The organism is Bacteroides sp. 214 (assembly GCF_010501015.1).
Classification (GTDB): Bacteria; Bacteroidota; Bacteroidia; order Bacteroidales; family Bacteroidaceae; genus Bacteroides.
Window position 1 is genome coordinate 14,103 of the sequence record NZ_QVML01000002.1, and the last position, 22,830, is coordinate 36,932.

General features: G+C 43.6%; 12 protein-coding genes. 4 read left to right on the forward strand and 8 right to left on the reverse strand.

Annotated elements, in window-relative coordinates:
- Positions 1 to 52 precede the first annotated feature (52 nt).
- Genes D0T50_RS01725 through D0T50_RS01740 form a run of 4 tightly spaced genes read left to right on the forward strand, consistent with a single transcriptional unit; the run spans position 53 to position 4,269 of the window.
- Positions 53 to 1,309 (forward strand): carboxypeptidase-like regulatory domain-containing protein, encoded by a 1,257-nt coding sequence (locus D0T50_RS01725; RefSeq protein WP_163221355.1) that lies wholly within the window; start codon positions 53 to 55, stop codon positions 1,307 to 1,309.
- Between the two features lie 16 nt (positions 1,310 to 1,325).
- Positions 1,326 to 1,862: an RNA polymerase sigma-70 factor gene (locus D0T50_RS01730; RefSeq protein ID WP_163221357.1), complete on the forward strand. Its 537-nt coding sequence runs from the start codon at positions 1,326 to 1,328 to the stop codon at positions 1,860 to 1,862.
- Positions 1,863 to 1,866: 4 nt separating this feature from the next.
- Positions 1,867 to 2,721 (forward strand): FecR family protein, encoded by an 855-nt coding sequence (locus D0T50_RS01735; RefSeq protein ID WP_163221359.1) that lies wholly within the window; start codon positions 1,867 to 1,869, stop codon positions 2,719 to 2,721.
- Between the two features lie 12 nt (positions 2,722 to 2,733).
- Positions 2,734 to 4,269 (forward strand): carboxypeptidase-like regulatory domain-containing protein, encoded by a 1,536-nt coding sequence (locus tag D0T50_RS01740; RefSeq protein ID WP_163221361.1) that lies wholly within the window; start codon positions 2,734 to 2,736, stop codon positions 4,267 to 4,269.
- 23 nt (positions 4,270 to 4,292) lie between these two features.
- Here D0T50_RS01740 and D0T50_RS01745 read toward each other — a convergent pair whose 3' ends face one another.
- The 8 genes from D0T50_RS01745 to D0T50_RS01780 form a co-directional block, all read right to left on the reverse strand.
- Positions 4,293 to 4,841 (reverse strand): chromate transporter, encoded by a 549-nt coding sequence (locus D0T50_RS01745; RefSeq protein WP_163221362.1) that lies wholly within the window; start codon positions 4,839 to 4,841, stop codon positions 4,293 to 4,295.
- Positions 4,838 to 5,392, reverse strand: coding sequence for a chromate transporter (locus D0T50_RS01750; protein WP_163222181.1), 555 nt, complete (start codon positions 5,390 to 5,392; stop codon positions 4,838 to 4,840). Before D0T50_RS01750 ends, D0T50_RS01745 begins: the two co-directional genes overlap by 4 nt.
- 2 nt (positions 5,393 to 5,394) lie before the next feature.
- The gene (locus tag D0T50_RS01755) at positions 5,395 to 9,348 is read right to left on the reverse strand and encodes a response regulator (RefSeq protein ID WP_163221364.1); all 3,954 of its coding nucleotides are present in this window, start codon (positions 9,346 to 9,348) and stop codon (positions 5,395 to 5,397) included.
- A 101-nt stretch (positions 9,349 to 9,449) separates the two neighbouring features.
- Positions 9,450 to 13,151: a phosphoribosylformylglycinamidine synthase gene (gene purL, locus D0T50_RS01760; protein ID WP_163221367.1), complete on the reverse strand. Its 3,702-nt coding sequence runs from the start codon at positions 13,149 to 13,151 to the stop codon at positions 9,450 to 9,452.
- A gap of 805 nt (positions 13,152 to 13,956) precedes the next feature.
- Positions 13,957 to 17,160, reverse strand: a complete 3,204-nt coding sequence (locus tag D0T50_RS01765) for an efflux RND transporter permease subunit (RefSeq protein WP_163221369.1) — start codon at positions 17,158 to 17,160, stop codon at positions 13,957 to 13,959.
- Positions 17,147 to 18,646, reverse strand: coding sequence for a TolC family protein (locus tag D0T50_RS01770; protein ID WP_163221371.1), 1,500 nt, complete (start codon positions 18,644 to 18,646; stop codon positions 17,147 to 17,149). The genes D0T50_RS01765 and D0T50_RS01770 overlap by 14 nt, the downstream gene beginning before the upstream one ends.
- Positions 18,639 to 21,722 carry an efflux RND transporter permease subunit gene (locus tag D0T50_RS01775; RefSeq protein WP_163221373.1) on the reverse strand — a complete coding sequence of 1,028 codons (3,084 nt, stop codon included), beginning with the start codon at positions 21,720 to 21,722 and terminating at the stop codon, positions 18,639 to 18,641. The genes D0T50_RS01770 and D0T50_RS01775 overlap by 8 nt, the downstream gene beginning before the upstream one ends.
- Positions 21,719 to 22,801, reverse strand: a complete 1,083-nt coding sequence (locus D0T50_RS01780) for an efflux RND transporter periplasmic adaptor subunit (protein WP_163221375.1) — start codon at positions 22,799 to 22,801, stop codon at positions 21,719 to 21,721. Before D0T50_RS01780 ends, D0T50_RS01775 begins: the two co-directional genes overlap by 4 nt.
- Positions 22,802 to 22,830: the final 29 nt, after the last annotated feature.

Sequence of the window (22,830 nt, forward strand, 5' to 3'; positions counted from 1 at the left end):
TCTTATTAGTATAACATCATTACGAAAGATAAATACTAATACCCTATACGTTATGAAAACAACTGTTACAAAAGTAGTTGGATATGTGCTTACTTGTATGCTGTTGCTTGGCACTATCCCCGCAGAAGCGAGAAAAGACGATCGTTACATCTCCGTAAGCGGAGTGGTAAAGGATAAACAAACAAAAAAAATACTCGAAGCGGTAAATATCTCTGTACCTGGCACAAGTATCGGTACAGTAACGAATGCCGAAGGTTTCTTTACCATCAAAGTAACCGATAGTATCCATGCACGTTCGTTGGAAGTTTCTTACTTGGGCTATCTCAGTGAAATTATTCCGCTGGTGGGAAAAGATGTTGAAGGCGTCACCGTGCTGCTTACACCTAATGTTAGTTCGCTACCCGAGGTTGTGATACGTGCTATGGATCCTGCGTTATTGGTACGGCAAGCACTGGAAAAGGTAGCTGTGAACAATCCCAACAAGCCTCACTTATTAATGGGCTTTTATCGCGAAACTATTCAGAAAAGACGTAGCTACATCAACGTAACCGAAGCGGTGATAAACATCTATAAAACAGCTTATACAGAAGATGTAACCCATGATAAAGTACAGGTGTATAAAGGCAGGCAATTGGTAAGTCCCAAACGCGGAGATACATTATTAGTGAAACTTCAAGGTGGACCCAACTACGCCATCTTTATGGATGTTGTGAAGAATAAAGAAATTTTCCTTGATGAGCAGAGCTTTCGCGATTATAAGTTTAGAATGAACGGTTCGGTAATGCTGAACGACCGCTCTAACTATGTGGTGAGTTTTGAACCGAATCTAGTACAGCCCTATCCTCTGTTTTATGGCAAACTCTACATCGATGAGCAAACCCTTACGTTTACGCAGGCCGAATTCAATTATAATATGAAGGATCGTAATAAAATAACAAACATGATATTGCGAAGAAAGCCTCATAACCTGCGATTTAAGCCCGAAGAATTAACCTACCTGGTAACTTACCGGCAAGAGGATGGGGTAACCTACCTCAACTATATTCGCAACGAGATACGATTTAAGTGCGATTGGTCCAGACGCCTCTTTTCCACCACTTATACGGTACTTTCCGAAATGGTGGTGACGGACAAAACCTTGAAGGAGGTGAAACCTATTCATTATCGGGATGCGTTTAAGTTCAGAAGTATACTCTCCGACCGTGTAAATAGTTTCTATGATGAAGATTTCTGGGAAGGATATAATATTATTGCACCTACCGAATTGTTGGAATCGGCAGTAAGTAAATTGATGAAAAAATACAAATAGCACACACACTGACACCATGCGGGATGCGTTACTCATCAAACGGATAAAAGAGGGAGATGTCAAAGCTTTTGAACAACTCTTCCGCTTTTATTATACTCCGCTCATGATGTACGCTTATAGCATAACGGGTAGGAGAGAGGTGTCAGAAGAAATCATTCAGGAACTGTTTTTCAAACTGTGGCGCGACAGGGAAGAGCTTCGAATCTTCCAGTCATTGAAGAGCTATTTGTATACTTCGGTTCGTAACCAGTCGTTACGCTATCACGAATACAACATGGTGCGCGAACAGCACAAAGAAAAGGTGATAGCGTTTAGTGAGAAATCGCAAAATAGTACTCCGCAAGAACAATTAGAGTATAAAGAACTGGAAATAATTATTAACCAAACCCTGGAACGAATGCCCGAACGTCGTCGACAAATATTTGCTATGCATCGCTACCAAGGTTTGAAGTACAAAGAAATAGCAGAAAAATTATCTATCTCGGTAAAGACGGTAGAAGCCGAAATGACCAAGACTTATAAAGCTCTGCGGGTAGAAATAGAGAAATTGTAGTTATATGATGAATTTGAAAGAACAAATAGAAAAGAATACGGATGTGGCGTGGGGAGCACTACATAACCGCCTCGAAACAGAAGGTTTGCTATCCGTGACACCAAAGAGGCGTACTGCTCTACCCCTCTCAACCTTGCGGTGGGTGGCAGCGGTAGCAGCAGTAGTGGCGCTGACGTGCGCTACCTTTGTGTTTCTGTTGCTTCCCGGCGAAACAGTACGAGAGGATGTAATAGTACTTTATAATCAAGCAGGAGCGCCTACGCTTGTAACTACGCTTCAAGATGGTTCCATAGTATATCTTAGCGACCAGGCAACTATTGAATACCCATCACATTTTGGTACCGAAAAGCGCACCGTTACGTTGAAGGGAGATGCCTTTTTCGAGATTAGCGAGAACAAACAACAACCTTTTGTGATAGAAACTCCATATGCTATGGTTGAGGTGCTCGGTACGGTATTCAACATAAAAAACAGAGATGATTTTTCGCTTTCCGTAAAGCAGGGTGAGGTACGTGTGACTTCAAGGAAAAGTGGCGAAAGTGTATATGTAACTGCTGGGCAAACGGCACTGCTTCGTCCCGATAGACTCTATACTTTGCCTACTGATGACTATGCACAGTTTCATGCTTACATGGAATATATTCATTTTAAGGATCAGGCATTGGGCGATGTGGTACGTTTTATCAATGAAAACACTGATAAAGTAGAAATAGTTATACCTTCTGAACTTGCCAAAAGACATATTACTGTAACTTTCCATCACAATTCTCCCGAAACGATGGCAATGCTTATTTGTAAAGCATTGACTTTGGAGTATAGGCAGGTAGAAAACGTTATTTATATTTCTTCTGCACAATAATGTTTTAGGCATATGGGTAAGTTATTCCATTTTATGATTCGTATGGTTTGCTTTACTTTGTTGCTTACCACATCTACTATTGCTTTGAGCAACAATGAATGGCCAAATACGGAAGTAAAGATGGAGTCGACTACCGATACTCGTTACAGTCTGTTGTGTGCTCTATCGGAGCAAACGGGTTATTTGTTTGTTTATGATAGCGAGGTAGTAAACAATGATGAGATAGTCTCCATTCGTAAAGGAAAGTATACACTACGCTCGTTGATACAACTCATAACCGGAAGAAACAATCTGAGGATGGAGTTGCTGGGAAGCCATATAGCACTTACCTTATCATCAGATGAAAATACTTCGTCCGGCATTCCACAACAGCAGGAGGATGTTTTTTATCTTACTATTTATGGTATTGTACTTGATGCTCACTCTCGCGAAGCAGTTACTTTTGCCACTGTAAGTCTTACGAACACTACCACCGGCACTGTGACCAATGGTAATGGTGTGTTTAAAATGACGTTACCCGGTTCTATGCGGCATAGCTCCATTAAATTCTCTCATATAGGCTATGAAAACAAGGAGCTTCGTGTCGATTCACTATCCGATACTCCTTTGTATATCTATCTGGAACCACGGGTTATTCCATTGCAGGAGGTTATTGTTCGTCCTGTCGATCCTCAAAAAGAGATAGATGCTATGCTTCTTGCCCGTACAGCAAACTATGCCACCAAACCTACTCTCCTCACCGTGTTTTATCGCGAGGGGGTAGAGCGTAAGAACCGGAATCTGGATCTTGCCGAAGCAGTGCTGAAAATCTATAAGACCGGTTTACAGAGCGATTCACCTGATCAAGCCAAACTCATTAAAATGCGCCAAATCAGAGATTGGCAAGTGAACGATACCATTTTTACGAAAATAAAGTCGGGTATTTACTCTTCCTTGTTGCTTGATGTGGTAAAGAATATCCCCGATTTTCTGGAAGTGCATAATCGGCCGAATCCATACTTATACACTCATGCCGATATTGATGTGGTTGATAACAGGTTGGTTAATGTGATAACTTTTGAACAAAAAAAGGAGATTCGCGAACCTTTTTATAAGGGCGAAATGTACATAGACATGGAAAATGCCGCATTGTTAGAATGTCGCTTCGAGGTACACCCGATGTATGTTGAGAAGGCAATCGGATGGTACGTCAATCGCTTGAGCAGACACTACAGGTTAACATTGAAAAAAGCAGCTTACCATATTTCTTATCGTGCAATGGATAATGGTCTATACTATATCAACCGTGTGCGAGGCGATTTGGAATTCAAGGTGCGACACAAGCGTCAGTTGTTTGGCTCATCCACAAAGATTTGGTTTGAGATGGTAACCTGCCAAATAGATAATGAGCAGGTAGAAAGCTTTCCACGTAACGAACGTATCTCTCCACGTGGTATCTTTTCGGAAACAAACCATGCCTATGATCCAAGCTTCTGGGATAAATTCAATGTAATATTACCGGAAGATGCATTGCGGGAATTAATTATAAAGAGCTTGACAAGCGAGTGATATCGCAAGGGAACATTTCTTCACTAAAAGGCTAAAAATCCCAACAGTCCGCAGCCTAAAATCATCAGAATGGGATTGACTTTGAACTTGCGTGTACCTACGAACGCAACTACAAAAATTAAAACACTGAGGATGAACTCATAAAGATTGTCGCTTGGCGAACCAAAGTTCTCTTTGTCCATTAGTACCAATGCGGCAGCGGCAAGTAGCCCAACAATGGCAGGACGCAATCCATCGAAGATAGATGTTACCACGGGGTGTTTCTGATATCTCAGAAAGAAGCGACTGATGGTGAGCATGAGGATGAATGAAGGAAGAATAACAGCAAACGTGGCGATTACAGAACCCCAAGCGCTTCCGGTAGCTGTGTAGCCTACGTATGTAGCGGAGTTGATGCCGATAGGACCGGGCGTAACTTGGCTTATTGCCACAATGTCTGTAAACTCTTGTGCAGATAACCATTTGTAGCGCGTTACCACCTCTGCCTGTATCAACGAGAGCATGGCGTATCCGCCGCCAAAGCCAAACAAACCTATTTTGAAAAAGGTGTAGAATAGTTGCAGGTAAATCATGATTCCTTTTTATTAATCGTTCGTTTGTACTTTCCCCATAAAAAACCACTTGTTCCGGCAACCAGAATGATATAAATAGGAGAGAACCCAAGCAACCAAATGAGCAGTGCCGATATAACTGGTATCCAAATGGTATATTTGTTTATTGTGGCAGACTTAGCCATAGAAAATGTTGGCGCAGCTATCAGTGCGACCGTAGCCGGACGGATGCCTTTGAATATTCGTTCTACTATCGGGTTGTCTTTGAAATTGACAAAAAACATAGCAATAGCAAGAATAATCACGAAAGAAGGCATGATGCATCCCAAACTAGTGGCAAGACTTCCGCGTACTCCACGCAGTTTATATCCGATAAAGATGGCTATGTTAACAGCGAATACTCCGGGAGCAGCTTGCGAAATGGCAAGTAGGTCTAGAAAATCCTCAGGGCTTATCCATTTTCGTTTGATTACAATCTCACTTTCTATTAGAGGAATCATAGCATAACCTCCTCCAATGGTAAACGCGCCAATCTTAGCAAAGATTCCGAATAGCTGCAGGTAGATGCTCATCATTAGCCACGGTATTTACTTGGACTTACATCAAAATGCTTTTTGAACACTTCGCGGAAATACTTAGCATCGTTAAAACCAGTCATTTCGGCCACTTCGGTAACCGTATGTTCGCCTTCTTTCAATAGCTCGGCGGCTTTCTTTAGTTTGATGAGGCGTACATAGTCGCTTGGAGATGTGTCTGTAAGTGCTTTTACTTTGTTGTAGAAACTAGTGCGGCTCATGTTCATCAATGCACAGAGAGTATCTACGTTGAAGTGTGGCTCTTCCATGTGTTTCTCTACATGCTCCTTTATGTTGGAAATAAATTTCCAATCTATGCTTGTGTTGCAGTTGAGGCAGTCATCTTCGCTATCTTCATGTAGCTCCAGATTTGCATACTTCTTTTGCAAGATGGCACGATTGTGAAGCATGTTGTTGACGGTAGCTTTGAGTATGTCTACATTAAATGGCTTGCCAATATAGGCATCGGCACCTGTTTGAATACCTTTCAGTTTGTTTCGTTCGTCGCTTAACGCGGTAAGTAAAATGATGGGGATGTGCGATGTGTCGATGTCGTGTTTGAGTATTGAGCAAAGCTCATCTCCACGCATTTCGGGCATCATGATATCCGAAATAATCAAATCGGGCATATATTCCTTTACAATGAGCATGGCTTCTTTCCCGTTTTCGCATACTTGGATAAGGTGTTCAACCTGCAAAATTTGTCTCAGGTAATTGCGTAGTTCGTCATTATCTTCTACAATGAGCAAGCGGTAGCCGTTGGTAGTAGCAGTTGTTTCGGAATTTCCTTCGGGAATGTGAATTTCAATGTTCTCGGATTTCTCCTCGTTTTCAGCACTGGGTTTTATCATATGCACATTCTTCAGGTGTTTGTAGCCTTTTTCGAAAGTGAAATTGATGTTGGTTCCTTTATTCTCTTCACTTTCCAAAACAATCTTCCCATTATGTGCTTTGACGAATTTATGTGTAAGCATCATGCCTATACCGCTTCCGCTAATCTTGTAATTTATGGCATTGCTTCCTCTGAAATGCTCTTCAAACATCTTTTTCTTCTCTTTGGCAGGTATGCCAATACCTGTATCTTTCACACCAACAGTCCAACTGTTTTGTTTTTCTTGTACATACACAAGGACTGTACCTCCTTCCAGCGTATATTTCATCGCATTGGATACAATGTTGGTTAAGATAGAGGTCATTTTTTCTTTATCAAACCACACGTTTAGATTGTCGAAATTGCTTTCGTAAGTAAAAATGATGGATTTACTCTCAGCGTATAGTTCGAAGGATCTCGTGATATCTTTTACGAATGAGTTTAGCTCGTACTCGGCAATATTCAGCTCGGAGGAGTAGAAATTCGTTTTTTCGTAATTAATGAGATTGTTGGACATGCGTAATAGTACATTGATATTTCGCATGGCCGTTTTTACATTGATTTGGCCTTCTTCGCTAAGCTGTTCTTTGCTGGCAAGTTCATCCAGTGGTGCCTTTACTAATGTTAATGGCGTACGAATGTCGTGCGCGGTATTAATAAAGAACTGTAACTTATCATCTTGCATGGACAGTTGCTTCTTATGGTAGAGCATACGCATAATAAAGACAATGATGCCCAGTATCGTTAGTATATATAGGAAATACGCAAGCGGTGTTCGGGTTATGGGCGGCGTGACGTGTATGTTCATCGTTCGTTCCTCCTCAACCGCACCGGTTTCTTTGGTAACGGCACGTACACTCAATACATATTTACCCGGATTCAAATTGGTAAACCGGATGATATTATATCGGGTAGGAGTTACCCACTCATCAAAGTATCCTTTTAGTTTCCATGTGTATAGAATGTTGGAAGGGTTGTCAAAATTAATAGACGATACCTTGAAAGAGAAAGCATTTTCGTTGTGTTTTAATTTTAAGGTTTCGGTTATATTGATGTCTTTCTTAAGTGGTGAACCTTTCTGCCCTGGGTACTTAGGTTGATAGAAAAGAGTAAAGTCGGTAAATATCATTTTTGAGCTGTAGTCTGTAGGCAGTCGTAGGTCTTTGGATAATTCTATGGCTCCACTGTTGCTCCCTATGATAAATGTTTTTTTATCTTTGAATACACCAGAACTAACATTAAACCCTTCGCTAGTTAGCCCCTGTTCTTTTGTCCAGTTGTGAAAGAAATTTTCGCGGGTATAAAAACGAGTTAATCCCGAACCTGTGGCTAAGATAATATCACCGACATCATCGGCAAGTATGGTATAGATATTGTCGGATATCAGGGCACAGTTATCTTTGTGATAATGTTTATAGCTGTTGCTTGCGATGTCGTAGACAAATAACCCCGAACCGTTGGTACCTATGTATAGCTTTTCTTTTGCTTGGCAAAGATCATAAATATAAGCCGACTCCACCGGGGTGTTCATTTTGGTGTATTCGTTTGTGCGCTTGTTCAGACTATATAGTCCCTTTCCTGTTCCTATCCATAAGTTGTCGGCATCTTTTTCTTCAATAACGGTTATTTCGTCCAATCCTTTATAAGAAATAGCACTGGTTTCTCCAAAGCGCGTTCTTTGTAAACCTTTGTAATCTCCTATCCATATATTCCCTTGTGTGCCTTTGAGGATGCTCGAAATGTGATTCCCCGACTTGACGATAACACCCTGCTCAGAGTCTATTTTTAGTAACTTTGCCGTGAAGCTTTTCTTGTTTATCAATTGTATCTCAGCGTTGTATCCTCCGGCATAGATATATCCTGGAGCAACTTCGCATAACGAGAAGTAAGATTTACTTTGTTTGTTACTTGTGCTTTCACTAAATGAACTAAGCAGGATTTTCCATTTCCCGGTTTTACTTTCATAGAGGCTGATTCCGTTGTTAGTAGCAAACCAAATATCACCTTCATGGTCTTCTAGCACTGCGTTAACACAATCGTTTACAAGTGAGCTATTGTTGCCAATGGAGTGTTTGTACCATACAGGGACTGAGTATCGTTCGTCCCATATTGTAATCCCGGCAGGAAAGTTCACAATCCATATCTTTCCCGCGTCATCAACGAAAATATCTTTAATCACATTGCTCACTGATTTGTCTTTATTATAATCGGCAGTGATGAAGCGTGTGGTGGAGTAATCTTTCAGATTCAATTTTAAGACACCAAACCCATCGGTGGCTATCAAAACTTCGTCTGGTTTATAGAGGATTATGCGTGTGATGTTTAGCTCCTTTATATCTATATTTATCGGTGAGAGGAGGTCTTTCTGGAAATCATATACAAACACCCCTTTAGAGTAGGTGCCAAATATAATTTTATCTCCATTAGGGTCATAGTAAATTTCCTTTATCTCGGAAATGTTGCGATAATCATATTTATCGTGCGAAATAATGTTGAAGCTATTATTGTTTAGTTTCACATGTAGAATACCTTTGGTAGTACCAATGATGTATTCATTTTGAAATCTCTCTTCTATACACGTAATGGTTCCGAAAATATTGGGAAATCGTTGTGCCTTTTTTTGGTCAATATGATATTGGTAAATGATGGAATCGCTACACAGCCACATAAAGTTATTGCTGTCGATGAAGCTATAGGTAATAGGCACCGGGTTGTTCGCAAAGTCTTCTTTAGGTATTTCGTAAACCAGTTTAAACGAGTCGACCAAGGCTTCGTATTTAAAAACTCTCCCTCTCTTACCTGTTTCCCATAGTGTACCAGATTTGTCGAGATGCAACCAATTCAAGTCTTGCAGTGAATTAAGTGCTTCATTATTGTGAATAAGGTTGTAGTGCTTGAACTCGGTTCCGTTGTAGCGGTTTATCCCGTCATGGGTTAGGAACCACATGTAGCCAATATGATCTTTTTTGATGGCATATACTTTTCTATCACTCAATCCGTCGGCAGTGGTGAGATGCCTGTAGTTTTGAGCATTCCCTATTATTGGCAACAGGAAAATTAAGAATAGTAATATTTTCTTCATGTAAAACAACAGATTGACAAGTGTGATGGGACAAAGATAAAGAAAAAAGAAAGTTATCCAAACAAAAGCGGGTGGATTTTCTATCCACCCGCTGTTCGTTTTTATTTAGTTGCTTCAACCCATTTCCGCGCGTTGACAAATGCTTCAATCCACGGTGTAACCAGGTCGTTTTCTCTCCTGTCGGCAGGATAATATCCGTTTTGCCAGGGGAAGATAGTACGTTCCAAGTGGGGCATCATAGCAAGATGTCTGCCGTCTTTACTTGCCAAAGCAGCTACCGAATAGTCCGAACCATTAGGGTTTCCAGGATATTCGTTGTAGTTATATTTAGCAACAATATTGTATTGATCTTCTGCGTAAGGCAAAGAGAACTTACCTTCTCCATGTGCTACCCAGATACCCAGTTTGCTTCCGCTCAATGAACTGAATAATATACTCTGGTTGGTTGGAATTTCAACAGAGACGAATGTCGACTCGAATTTATGCGATTCATTGTGTAACATTTTCGCTTTTTGTTCGTGCTCCGGATTGATAAGTCCAAGCTCTATCATCAACTGGCAACCGTTACAAATACCCAATGAAAGGGTGTCTTTACGCGCATAGAAGTTAGATAGCGTTTCTTTGGCTTTTTCGTTGAATACAAAACTACCTGCCCATCCCTTAGCACTTCCCAGTACATCGGAGTTGGAGAAACCGCCACAGAACACAATCATATTGATGTCTTCGAGTGTTTCGCGACCACTGGTAAGGTCGGTCATGGTAACGTCCTTCACGTCAAAACCGGCTAGGTAGAGTGCGTATGCCATTTCGCGTTCGCCGTTGGTTCCTTTTTCGCGAATGATGGCTGCGTTTATGCCACTCTTTTCGCGACGTTCGGGAGTGATGCCGTATTGCGAGAACTTACCTTTGAAAGCAGGGCTGAATACCATCTCTACTGGTTGCTCCTTGTAGTTTTCAAAACGTTTTTTGGCACAACCATTCATGGATTGTTTGCGATCGAGCAGGTAAGAAGAGGTGTACCACACATCTCTCAGGTGATCTATGCCAAACTGATACGAAATGCCATCTTTAGAAACCAGAATGTGGCGTTCCTCTGTAGGTTTACCTATCTTAATAAAGCCAACACCTGCGTCTTCAAGTATCTTGCTAACGCTCTCTTTATCTTTATTCTTTATTTGTATTACAATACCTGGGTTCTCGGCAAAAAGAATCTTGATAAGGTCTGTTTCTTTCAATTTGTCGAGACTGATTTCCATACCACCATCCACATTGGCAAAGCACATTTCCAGTAGCGTGGTAATCAATCCACCTGCCGATATATCATGTCCGGCAAGGATTAATCCTTTTCCTATTAGCTCTTGAACTGCAAGGAAAGCATCTCTGAAGTATTCTGCATCTTTCACGCTGGGTACTTCGTCGCCAATCTTGTTCAATGATTGAGCGAAAGCAGATCCTCCCAGTTTCAATGCGTCAAAGCTAAAGTCAATGTGGTAGAGCGATGTGTTTGCATCATTAACCACTACGGGCGAAACCACTTTCTTTATATCGTACACCTCGGCACCTGCCGAAACGATTACCGTTCCCGGAGATATTACTTTGTCTCCATCAGGGTACTTTTGGGTCATGGACAATGAGTCTTTACCGGTGGGCACGTTAATTTGTAGCTCACAGCAGAAGTCGCTTAACGCTTTTACCGCAGTGTACAAGCGAGCGTCTTCACCTTCTTGCGAACGGCAGGGCCACATCCAATTAGCGGAGAGTGATATGCTATCCATACCATCTTCCAACGGTGCCCATATCAGGTTGGTAAGGGCTTCGGCTACAGCAAGTACAGAACCGGATGCAGGGTCGGAGAGGGCGGCCTGTGGTGCGTGACCAATAGAGGTAGCAATACCTTTTTCGCCACGATAGTCGAGTGTTACCACGCCACAGTCGCTTAGAGGCAGTTGCAGCTCGCCTTGACATTGCTGACGGGCTACTTTACCTGTTACGGAACGGTCTACTTTATTAGTCAGCCAGTCTTTACATGCCACAGCTTCCAATTGTAATACGTCGGTAAGATAGTTGTGTAACTCGGAGGTTTTATAGGTAGGATTGTCGTAATGACGTTCCACTGTTTTATCTATCATATAGGTTTTGGGCGACGAACCAAACATCTGGTCAACGCTCAAATCGAAGGGACGAACACCATCTGCCTGTACAAACGAGAAACGGTGGTCGCCGGTAGTTTCGCCTACAACATACATCGGGGCACGTTCGCGTTCGGCAATCTTGCGCACATGTTCAATGGCTTCTTCCTTGATAAGCAGCCCCATACGCTCTTGCGATTCGTTGGCAATGATTTCCTTAGCAGAGAGTGTCTTGTCGCCAATGGGCAACTTGCTCATATCTATTACACCACCACATTCTTCCACCAGTTCCGACAGACAGTTTACGTGTCCTGCCGAGCCATGGTCGTGGATGGATACCACGGGGTTATTATCTTCTTCGCACAATGCGCGTACCACGTTGTTGGCACGTTTCTGCATTTCTGCGTTGGCGCGTTGCACAGCGTTGAGCTCAATGCCGCTACTGTAACGACCGGTATCTACCGACGATACGGAGCCACCACCCAAGCCAATGCGATAGTTGTCGCCACCCAGTACCACAACTTTATTTCCTGCTTCGGGTTTTCCTTTCAGACAGTCGCGTTCGGTGCCATATCCCACACCACCGGCAAGCATGATTACTTTGTCGTAGCCATAGAATGTGTCGTGCTCCTGATGCTCAAAAGTAAGCAACGAACCACAAATCAGCGGCTGGCCAAATTTGTTTCCGAAGTCGGATGCTCCATTAGAAGCTTTCACCAATATCTGCTCGGGTGTTTGGTACAACCACTTGCGCACGGGGAGTAACTCTTCCCACTCGCGTCCGGCTTCGGTACGAGGGTAGGAGGTCATGTATACTGCTGTTCCGGCAATGGGCAGAGAACCTTTTCCACCTCCCATGCGGTCGCGTATTTCGCCACCCGTTCCGGTAGATGCTCCATTGAAAGGCTCTACGGTGGTAGGGAAGTTATGTGTTTCGGCTTTCAGCGAAATAACGGTCTTGATATCTTTGATGATGAAGAAGTCGGAAGTGGAATGGTCGGCAGGAGCAAACTGTTCTACAACCGGTCCGCTGGCAAAGGCTACGTTGTCTTTATAGGCGGAGATTATCTTATTGGGATTCTCGGCGGTTGTTTTCTTAATCATTTGAAATAGCGACGACTCCATTTCTACCCCGTCGATAATAAAGGTGCCACCGAATATTTTATGACGGCAGTGTTCGGAATTTATCTGTGCGAAACCAAATACCTCAGAGTCGGTTAGCTTTCTGCCCAAATCTTCCGATACTTTTTTCAGGTAGTCCATCTCTTCGGCAGAGAGTGCCAGACCTTCTTGCTCGTTGTATGCTTCGAGGTCTTCAATGTATTGAATGGGCTGTGAGGCACGATTGGTGGTAAATATTTCTTGGTTCAACCCCTTGTACATGCGTTGTAACATAGAGTCATATTCCGCATTTTCGTCAGACACGGGGAAGTATTCTTCAATACGGGCTATTTCTTCCACTCCCATGTTTTGTGTAATCTCAACAGCGTTGGTGCTCCAAGGAGTAATCATTTCGCGACGCGGACCAACAAAGTAGCCCTCCAGGTTTTCTTTTTTGAGGTTCTCTGCTTCGCCAAAAAGCCAACAAAGTTTTTTATTATCTTCGGTGGAAAGATTGTGAGCGCACTCTACAGCAATAATGCTTTGGGAAGAGGTCTTGAAGAAAAAAATCATAATGTTATTATGGTTAATGAGTTATTTGTATTTGAGTGTGCAAAGATAATGTTTTATATCTACTTTTTCTTTTCTGCAAGAACAATTTTCCTTTCAATTATTTGCCACAAAGAGATGGGTTTGGCTACTATGCCAGAGATTAGGGTTTGGCTGCTTTTATTCTAAATTTCACAATCCCTTTGTTGCTTTCCTCTTCAACGTCTTTCTCTGTACCTGCCACTTTGAACGATTCGTCGTCCGATAGAATATGTCTGGGCTCTACGTTTTTATAAACACACCCGTTGGCGGAATTAATTAATGCATATTTTACCAACCCAACAGCTTAATATATATCCCAAATGTAGTTTTAGCAAATTAGCCTTCACATTCACATATCGCTGTAAGCGAGTGAAAGTAAGCAAGTTGCGTGTGAAGGCTCCCTCTTTTATCCTTCACAGGGTCTTCACAATAATTTTCTGACTGTTATTGTGGTAAGAAAACAGTCGGAAACGAGGTGAAAAACAGTGAGAAATGAAGCAAAAAACAGTCACAAAAAGAGATGGCTTAAAGCTCTTAGTTAAATGCACCTGTGAGCCATAGTCTCACGCCCTGTCAGCCTATGGCTCGTGCATCGTCAGCCATAGTCTCACGACCCTTCAGCCATAGGCTCACGACCCTTCGTCCATAGGCGCACCATCGCTCGTCCATAGTCTCGCGGAGATGCTCTTCATGTTGAATTGCTGATATCCTTTTTGTACTTTCTTCTTATTAACCCCTTTGTAATAATGACTTTTAGCGTTTCTTTTGATAGAAAAACAGTCTCAAATTAAGGTCGCTTTTTCAGTGTAAGCAGCGGCAATAAGAAGAAAATTCCAATGACCGACATGATTAACCCACCCATCGTTCCTGCGCCCAGTGGGAACCAGAACGACTCGCGCTGTGTTCCTACCATAAACGGAATGAAGCCAAGTATGGTAGATACTACCGTGAGGAAGATAGGAATTATTTTAGAATTCCATGCCTTTACATAAGCGCGCAGCGGTGATAGGCGCGGGAAGCGGCGACGAATGGCATTGTACTCACTCAGAATGTAGATGCTGGCATTGACCGTGATGCCGCACAATAAGACAAAAGATGCAAAGCCGCCATGATCGAAGTTGAGTTTGAACCAGTAGAATGTAAGGAATACCCCAATGTACGAAATGGGTATGACAAAGATGATGGCAAATGGCTGCTTCAGTGAGTTAAAGAGGATACTCGAAATAAAGAAGATGATAACGACAATAACCAGCAACAGGTTGTACTGCTTGTTATCCTTTTTGTTCCAGTAGTGACGGGCATTTTCAGATTCGGCAGTGTAGCCCATAGGGAGCGTGGACGAGAATTCTTCTAAAACACGTTCTTGCGTGCGACGCCCTTGTTCGTGGGCTCCAATATATTCGTACTGTAGGCAAAGCAGGTATTGTTGCCGCTCTTTTACAATGTTTTGAGGCGCTTGTCCTTTTTCAATGGTAGCAAGGTCGGTAAGTTTGTAAAGTCGATTGCCAATGAGGTAAGGGTAGTGTTGCATTGCCCAGATGTCGTATTGATGCGACTGTTGGGAGGAAAGGCGAATGTTTTCCGTACCATTTTTAGTAACAATGTAACCTGCTCCGATATTTTTGCCATAGATGGGACGCATAGTGTTGAAGAGGTTCTGTGCAGAGAGGTTCTCTTCTGCCAATCGATGCCCGTTGAGGTCGAAGTAAAACTCCTGATAATCGTCCTTATACCACGAGAATTCGGAATTGATAATAACATCCTTGATACGTCTGAAGGTCATCAACTGTGCCTTTAGCCTCTCGGCATGGGCATAGAGCTCGTCGTAGTTATAACCATACATTTTTATCTGGAAGCTTCCGGCATTCTCGCGTACATCATTGCTGAAGCCTGTTTGAGGTAAACCATATACGCCCCAACTGCCACCGCCCAACTCTAATGACTTGCTAATAACGAGCGAGTTCAGTGTGTATGGAAAACCGCCTTGTTGTGCTTCGTCTGTAAAAAACACTTGTATGTGTGCTCTTCGCGCTGAGCTTATATTGGTCTGGAACTGTTTGATTTCCTTGAACTCGCTCAGATATACCTCCATGCGTTTAATAAGGTTGTTCATCTGTTCGAGCGTGCTGCCGTTGGGTAGTGTAGCGCTGATGCTGAGTACTATTTCTTCGTTGCGGGTGAAGTAGCTTCCTTCGTACACCTTTTGAACAAACAGACGCAAGGTGCCCCCCAACGCTTTATCTACGATTGGTTTTATTTTTTCTTTGTAGGTAGCAGAGCCTAAGGTCTTGTTGTATAGCTCGGCTTTTCTGTCTTCTCCTTCTATCTTCTCGGGCAAGAGGAATACCGGCAGTCCGAAGAGTAATACAAACAGTAAGCATACCACTACCCGCCACCGACACAGAAAACGTATCATAGCCGCGTATGCCTTGCCAAAATAAACAGCGAAGCGTTTGAATAGTGTCTTCGGGTGTTTAATAAAGCGTGGTTGGAGTCTTCGCCATCTGTAACTGTTTTTTTGCAGGTTTAGCTTATCTATCAGTGCGGGTACGAGGAATAGAGCGACAAAGAGCGATACTGTAAGGTTAATGATGACTACCGCTGCGAAGTCTTGCAGGTTCAGTTTTATCTTATCGTCGAGGAAGAAGATAATAACCAGTGCTCCCATTGTGGTTAGTGTGGCGGCAAGGATAGAAAGAAAAGCCTTTAAGTTACGTCGATGCAAGATATGATCGGTCATCACAATGGTGTTGTCGATGATTAAGTTGAGAGAAACGGTGATTCCTGCCAAAGAAAACAACTGCATCTCCAAACCAAATAGGTAGTAGAAGATAACCGAAATAGCAATGTTGATGCTCAAGCTGATGACGATGAGCAAAAGGTAACGTGGATTAAACGTGATGAGCAATACAAACATCAACAGGATGATTATCGTAAGTCCTGTGCGGAGGTATATTTTATCGAGTTCTTTGTGAATGTATTCGGTAGCATCATAGCTGGTATGGATTTCGTAGCCCTGTGGCAATGATTCTTTTATACTCGTCATTTCGGTTATTACCTGTTCACTCAGATTTAACTGATTTGCGGCCTCATCGGCGGTAATAGAAAGATAGATGGAGTTCAGTCCGTTGATGCGGTAGTAGCTTTGCGGCTCTTCTTCCACATAAGCAACTTTTACCAGTTGGTCTAAACGAATCTGTTTACCGTTGGTAGCGGTGACGAATATCTCTGTTACATCAAACTTATTGCGCGAAATACCCGAAGTCAATAATAGACGTATCCATTTTTTGCCTCCCGATGCGGTTTCCATATTGGCTGTTCCCAGGAAATCGTGCGCGTAGTATTGACTAATGGCACTTTGTATGGCATTTGTTGTAATGCCCAGTGTGCGCAATTGTTCGCTGTCGTACTCCAACCTCCACTCCATGGGGGTAGCTCCTGAAATATCGATGCTGTAAATTCCTTGCAACTGCGAGAGTCGTGGTTTGATGTGGTTTTCGGCGTATTGTTGAATTAATATAGGTGTAGCCGGTGCGTTGATAGTGAAAACAAGAAAGTTGCGTGCGTTCTTTTCGTCGGTTCTGCGCATTTGCAGATAGGGGTAAGTCACCCCTTCGGGGAGCTGCGACCAGGTTTGGCGTATCACGGTAGAAGCCTCAAAGCGAACAGCATCGATGTCGGCATACTTGTCTACTTCGATGGTGATGCGTCCCGACCCGTTGCTCGAAACAGATTTCATAGATTTTATCCCCCTGATACGTGCCAGCATAGCTTCGAGCTTGCTGGTAGCTTCCATTTCTACTACCCGCGAAGAGCTTCCGGGCATATTGAACCGGATGGTAAAACCCGGTAATGCTCCCGAAGGATTGAGCTTAACAGGCAACAACGGAACCAACGCTACCCCCACCAACGCCAGGCAAATAAAGGCTACGATGAGGGTGAAGGAAGAGAATTTCCAACCGTTTGTGGTGTGTTGTTTAGTATCTGCCATTCGTGGAGTAATCAAACTTTTCGGAGAGCGACATGCCGGTGGCAAAATCGTGCAGGGTGAGTTTGCGTATTTTGTAGTAATTCAACCAATAGTTCTCCAACGCAGTGATGTAGTTGTGCTGCGCTTCTTGTTGGCGGTTCAGGGAGAGGGTAAGGCTGTTGATGTCTTCTTTGCCAATCATGAACCGTTGTTTGGTTTCGTTGTATGCCAACAGTGCCAAACTCATGGCTTCTTCGGCACTGATGATTAAATCTTGCTGAATATTGAAGTCGTTCACAGTCATAATCACATCTTCTTCGAGGCTTATTTCACTTTGGCGGGAAGAGATACGTGTTACATTCAGATTGTTTCGTGCCATGTTATACTTTCCTTTGCGCACCCCCCAGTCTATTAAAGGAATGGAGACAGAAAGTGCTACCATTTCTTGACGCATCGGGTGTTGATACACATTGCTAAAGGTTTCGGACGATTGGTTGTAGCCTATGCTGGCACTGAGCGACGCATTGAATCGCGATTCTTTTTTTGTCTTATCCACATTTCTCTCGGCTTCCCAGATGCTTTGCTTCAACCCCAGCAGCGTAGGATTATTCTCTTTGGCATAGGTTAGCGCGGCATCCACAGGAATCATCATATCTTGTGGTCGCTGGGGGAGTACCAGCTCAATTTCGGTATTCCTGTCCAGATTGAGGAACGAAGCTAAGGAGAACATAGCACGCTTCAAACTGATGGATGCGTTCTGCAAGCGGTTTCTGGCATTTACATGGTCTAACTTTAATGTGAGCAGGTTTGATTGTGAGATAGCAGCTATCTGATGCCGTTGCAATCCCATTCTATATAAGGTGTCGCTCGAAGCCACCTCGTCTTTTGCCAAATTATATTCTACTTGTGCCGTCGCCAGCTTGAAGAAATAGCTGATAGCCGACTCTGCCACCTGCTCGGTGTTGTAGATAAACTCTTTCTTTATTTTCTCAAATTTGAGCGGTTCAATCTTTCGCTCCCACTTGAAGGCATTGTATCCCAGCAAACTTTGCGAATACCCTATGCGAATAGGAACACTGGTGTATTGTGTCGTTTTGTTGTCGCCGAAATTGCGCAGATAGGCCAGTTCTGTGTCTAAGAAGAACGTACCTCCCGTAAGGTCGAAGTTTTGTCGGATAGCAAGGTTGCCATATGCGTAGAAACTCCGCTGGCTGCGATACACATCCAGATTATTTTCCGAATCGTAGCGTTGGGTAAAGTCGCGATTGTAGCGTGCCGGTGTCATGTTGAGCGTCAAGCTTGGCAGACGATTGGCTTTGTAGGTGCGATATTCCCAGTAGCCCGAAAGATACATATTCTGCGTGCGGAATGCCTCCAGCGAACTATCGTTTGCCAAACCGATGGTTTCGTGCAAATCAAGAGTTACTCTTTCTTGAGCATGGAGGTAGATTGTGTTGCCCAGCCAAAGTGTGATGAACAACAGCCAGTAGTGTATATATTTATTCATTTGGTTCCTTTCTTTCTTTTCTTCTATAAATAAACCAGTATAGCAATGGGATGATGAAGAGGCTCACTAATGTACCCAGAAACATGGTAGCAATCATAGCAATGGCAAGCGGCTTCTGTAACTCCGAACCCATGTCAAATGAAAACAGTAGCGGTACCATGGCAAACATCGTTGTCAGTGACGTCATGATAATAGGGCGAAGTCTTCGTCTTCCGGCTTCGTGAATAGCTTCGAGTATGGGAGTACCTTTCTTGCGCAACTCGTTTATCGCGTCGAGTTTCAATATCGAGTCATTAATAATAACGCCACAGGTTACAATCAATCCGATAGCCGACATCAGATTCAGCGTGTGTCCGCACAGCCAAAGCACCACCAAGGCGAAACCTACATCTATTGGTATCTCAAAGAGTACAATCAATGGTTGGAGGAAACTCTCGAACTGAGCCGCCAGTATAAAGTACATCAGCAAGATAGAAACCAGCAGAATAACTACCAGCTCGTTCAGCATCTTCCGGTTGGAGAAAAAGCTACCCGAGAATGCCGTATCCCACGTGTTGACTTTTTCAATAACCGCTTTGCTTGTCGCAATCAAACTCTCGGCGTCCTCTACATCGTAGAAACGGAATGGTATGTATTCGCCATTCTTTCCGGCAGTAATACTCTTGAGGTCTTCGGCAGGTGTCACGCTAATGAGCTCGCGCAGCGGAATGAAGATTTTATTGTTCGTGGATGTGTTTTGCGCCTGTATCAGGGTTTCTTGCAACACCTTGTTAATCGTTTTTTCTTCTCCTGCAATGGAGATAGGCAGGTATTGCTGGTACGAGTGCAGCATTGCCACACTGTTTTCTTTGAAAGCGGTTTTCAGGGTACGATGCAGTTCGTTGTAGGATACCTGATACAATAATAGCTTTTCGCGGTTAATGGTAATGTTGAGTTGGTTTTCGAAAGCAATACCTGTAGGGGCGATGCCAGTTTGCCGGGTGAGGTTGTTTTCTATTTCGCGCAGCATATTCGCGTCGGGCACTTGCTCCATGTCACGGGCATATAATTCGGCTACCACATCGGGTTCACCGGTTACGAACAGCTTTTCAAAGAAAGTTTCGGGGGGCGAGAAAGAGACCACCGCCAATGGATAATGCGTTTTCAACCAATTCATAATTTCACGTTGTAACGGTGCTATCTTATCCGAAGTCTCTGTTTTGAGGTACACCTCCGCTTCCGAAGAAGAGAGCTCCTGTTCGCGGTTCAATAAGAAATCCTGCTGCCCGATAAAGGCTGTTTGCTCTACCGTACTTGGTGCAAACGTTGCCGATAGGGTGTAGATCCGTTCTTTATTTTCGTCTATATGGATGTTTTCGTTCCACTCGATACGTACCATGAGTTCGCTCTCGTCTATCTCGGGCATTCTTTCTTTATTGATAAAGAAGAACATAAAGGCACATAAGGGTAATGAGCATAGGCAGGCAATGGTAGAGAAGGTTTTGTGATTAAATACCCAATCCACACCTTTGTCATACCATGCGTCGAGCGTGTGTTCCTTAATAGGATTGTTGAAGTGCAAAGAAAAAAAGCGCACTTTCTTTGCTTTGATACTGTAAATGAGGTAGTAGAGCACGGGCAGCAGCATAATTCCTGTGAGGTAAGAAACCAACAAACCAATCGTAACCGAAAAGGCCTGGTCAAAGAAAATAGCTCCTGCTATGCCACTCATGAAAATCAACGGCACAAATACCGAGATGGTGGTAAGCGATGAACTGAGCATGGGTGTAATCACTTCGGCTGTACCCAATACACAGGCATCCATTAGCGTATGTCCCCGTTCGCGATATTGCGAGATGTTCTCGGTTACAATAATGGAGTTGTCAATCATCATCCCCAACGCCAATATCAATCCCGATAGCGAGATGATGTTGAGCGACATCTTAAACAGGTAAAAAAAGACGAAGCATGCCACGATAGAAACCAGCATACTCAGTCCAATGATGAATGGAGAGCGTACATCGCCCAAGAATAAGATAGCAATAAAACAAATAAAAATAAGCCCCAACAATAGGTTCTCCTTGAGGTTGGAAATGGTGTAGTCCAAAAGCTCGGTCTGGTCGCGCGATATGTGGAAGTCAATATCTGGATAGACCTCCTCGAAATGCTTCATAACGTTTGACAGTGCTACCTTGAGGTGCTCCATGTTTTCGTCGGCTTGCTTGATGATGGCTAAGGATACGGCTCGCTTGCCGTTGCACACGGAGATACCTTTTTCTTTTTGAGGCACAATGCGTATCCGGCAGAAGTCCTTCAGTTGCATAACGCGTCCGTCTTTATTTAGGTAGATGTTTTCCACATCCTCGGCGGTTCTGAGCAGAGTAGCAAATTTTATATTGTATTCGTAGTAGCCATCGCGCACAGTCATGCTCCCTGCTTCTACATTGTTTTGTTCCAGTACGCTTTCAAGGTCTTGGATGGAGAGCCCCAGTAGTGTCATTTTAGCAGCATCGGGCACAATCTGTAGCTGTTTGTCTATCAATCCGGTAATGTCTACCATAGCTACTTCGGGGAGTTGCTCGATGCGACGTTTGATAACCGATTCGGCAAATTCGCACAAGTTCATGAAGTCTTGTTGGCTGGTTTCCTTATAAACGGTTTCTTCTTTCAACGTCAGGTTGAGGTAGAATACCGGAATGTCGGTGGCGCTTGCCTTTACCACTTTCGGACGCTCTGTCTCTTTGGGCAGACTGTTCATAGAGGCGTCTATCTTTTCGTTTACCTCTATGAAAGCTAAGTCGGTATTGGTTCCGTAGTCAAAGCTGAGGCGGATGATACCGGCTCCGTCGCGTGTTTCGCTAATCATGTCGCGCAGGCGGGCTACTTGCATCAGTTGTTGCCGTATAGGCTTCACCACGGCATTCTCCAGTTCGCGTGCCGATGTGTTCTGTGCGGCTATCTGCACCGTAATTTCAGGAATGGCAATGTCGGGGAGCAACGATACCGGCAGGGTAAAGTAAGTTATCCAACCCACAATAAAGCAGGCGGTAAAAGTCATTAAGACGGCTATGGGTCGCTGAAGCAGAAACTTAATCATTGCTCAATAACAGAGACTGGCGACTCGTGTGCCAAGTTAACATTTCCACTGATAATTATCACATCTCCTTCGGATAGCTTATCTTTACTATCTTCCAGAATGGTACATTCCGTGGCATTCTCCAACCCGGTGTGTACATAGTTCCAGTGTGCTTTTCCATCCTTATAGGTAAACACCACCTGCTTGCCCGAACGAAGCACCACGGCACTTTTGGGTATTACCAACTGTCCGTCGAGCGAGCGGAACACGCTAACCCGTACGTTCATCCCGCTGAAGAGTTTGCTGTTTCCGTTTATGCGTGCCTTAACCTTTACCATGCCTTTGTCGTCTACCACGGGATTTATCTCCACCACCTGTCCGCTGCACGATTCTGCCATGCCCGAGTAGGGAGTTACGGATACTTTGTCGTTATTGCGTATCAATGCCAGTTCGCTTTCCAATACGGTAAAGTCTACTTCCATTCCTTGATTGTCGATGATCGAGCAAAACACCTCCGATGTATTTGCCACATTGTGCGGTTTGGCAAAGAGGTTGGCTACGATACCATCAAATGGTGCGGTTAATGTAGCATTTTGTACTTCGCGCGCAGCCAATTCGTATTGCGCCAGGTTGCGGTCGTATCCACTTCGTGTCTTTGCCAGCTCCATGATATTGGCGGGTACCTTGTCTTGATCTTCCAACCGATATCCTTGTCCTATCAATACATCCTGTAGTTCCAGTTGCGCACTTTTCAGTGCTTCTTTGGTCTGGTTGAGGTTATTCGTGAGTTTGAATAAATCTAATTCTGCCAACTTTTGTCCTTTCACTACACGGTCGCCATTCTTCACCCATACAGATGCAATGACCTCTGCCGACTGAAAGCGCAGGTCAGCCATGTTTCGCGCGGCTACTTTACCGTTGCTTACCAGTTCATGATTGAACGCCTGGCGTTTAAGGGTAGCAATTGTTACTTCACTTTTCGAATCGGGTAACACGGTAGATACACCTTCTTCTTCTGTTATAGCTTTCTTCTCGCCCGAACAGGCTGCTGAGGTTATCAGGAGACAGATGAGGAGACTGATGAGTATGTGTTTTCTCATATTGTGTAGTTTATTTGTATTGTCGTTCT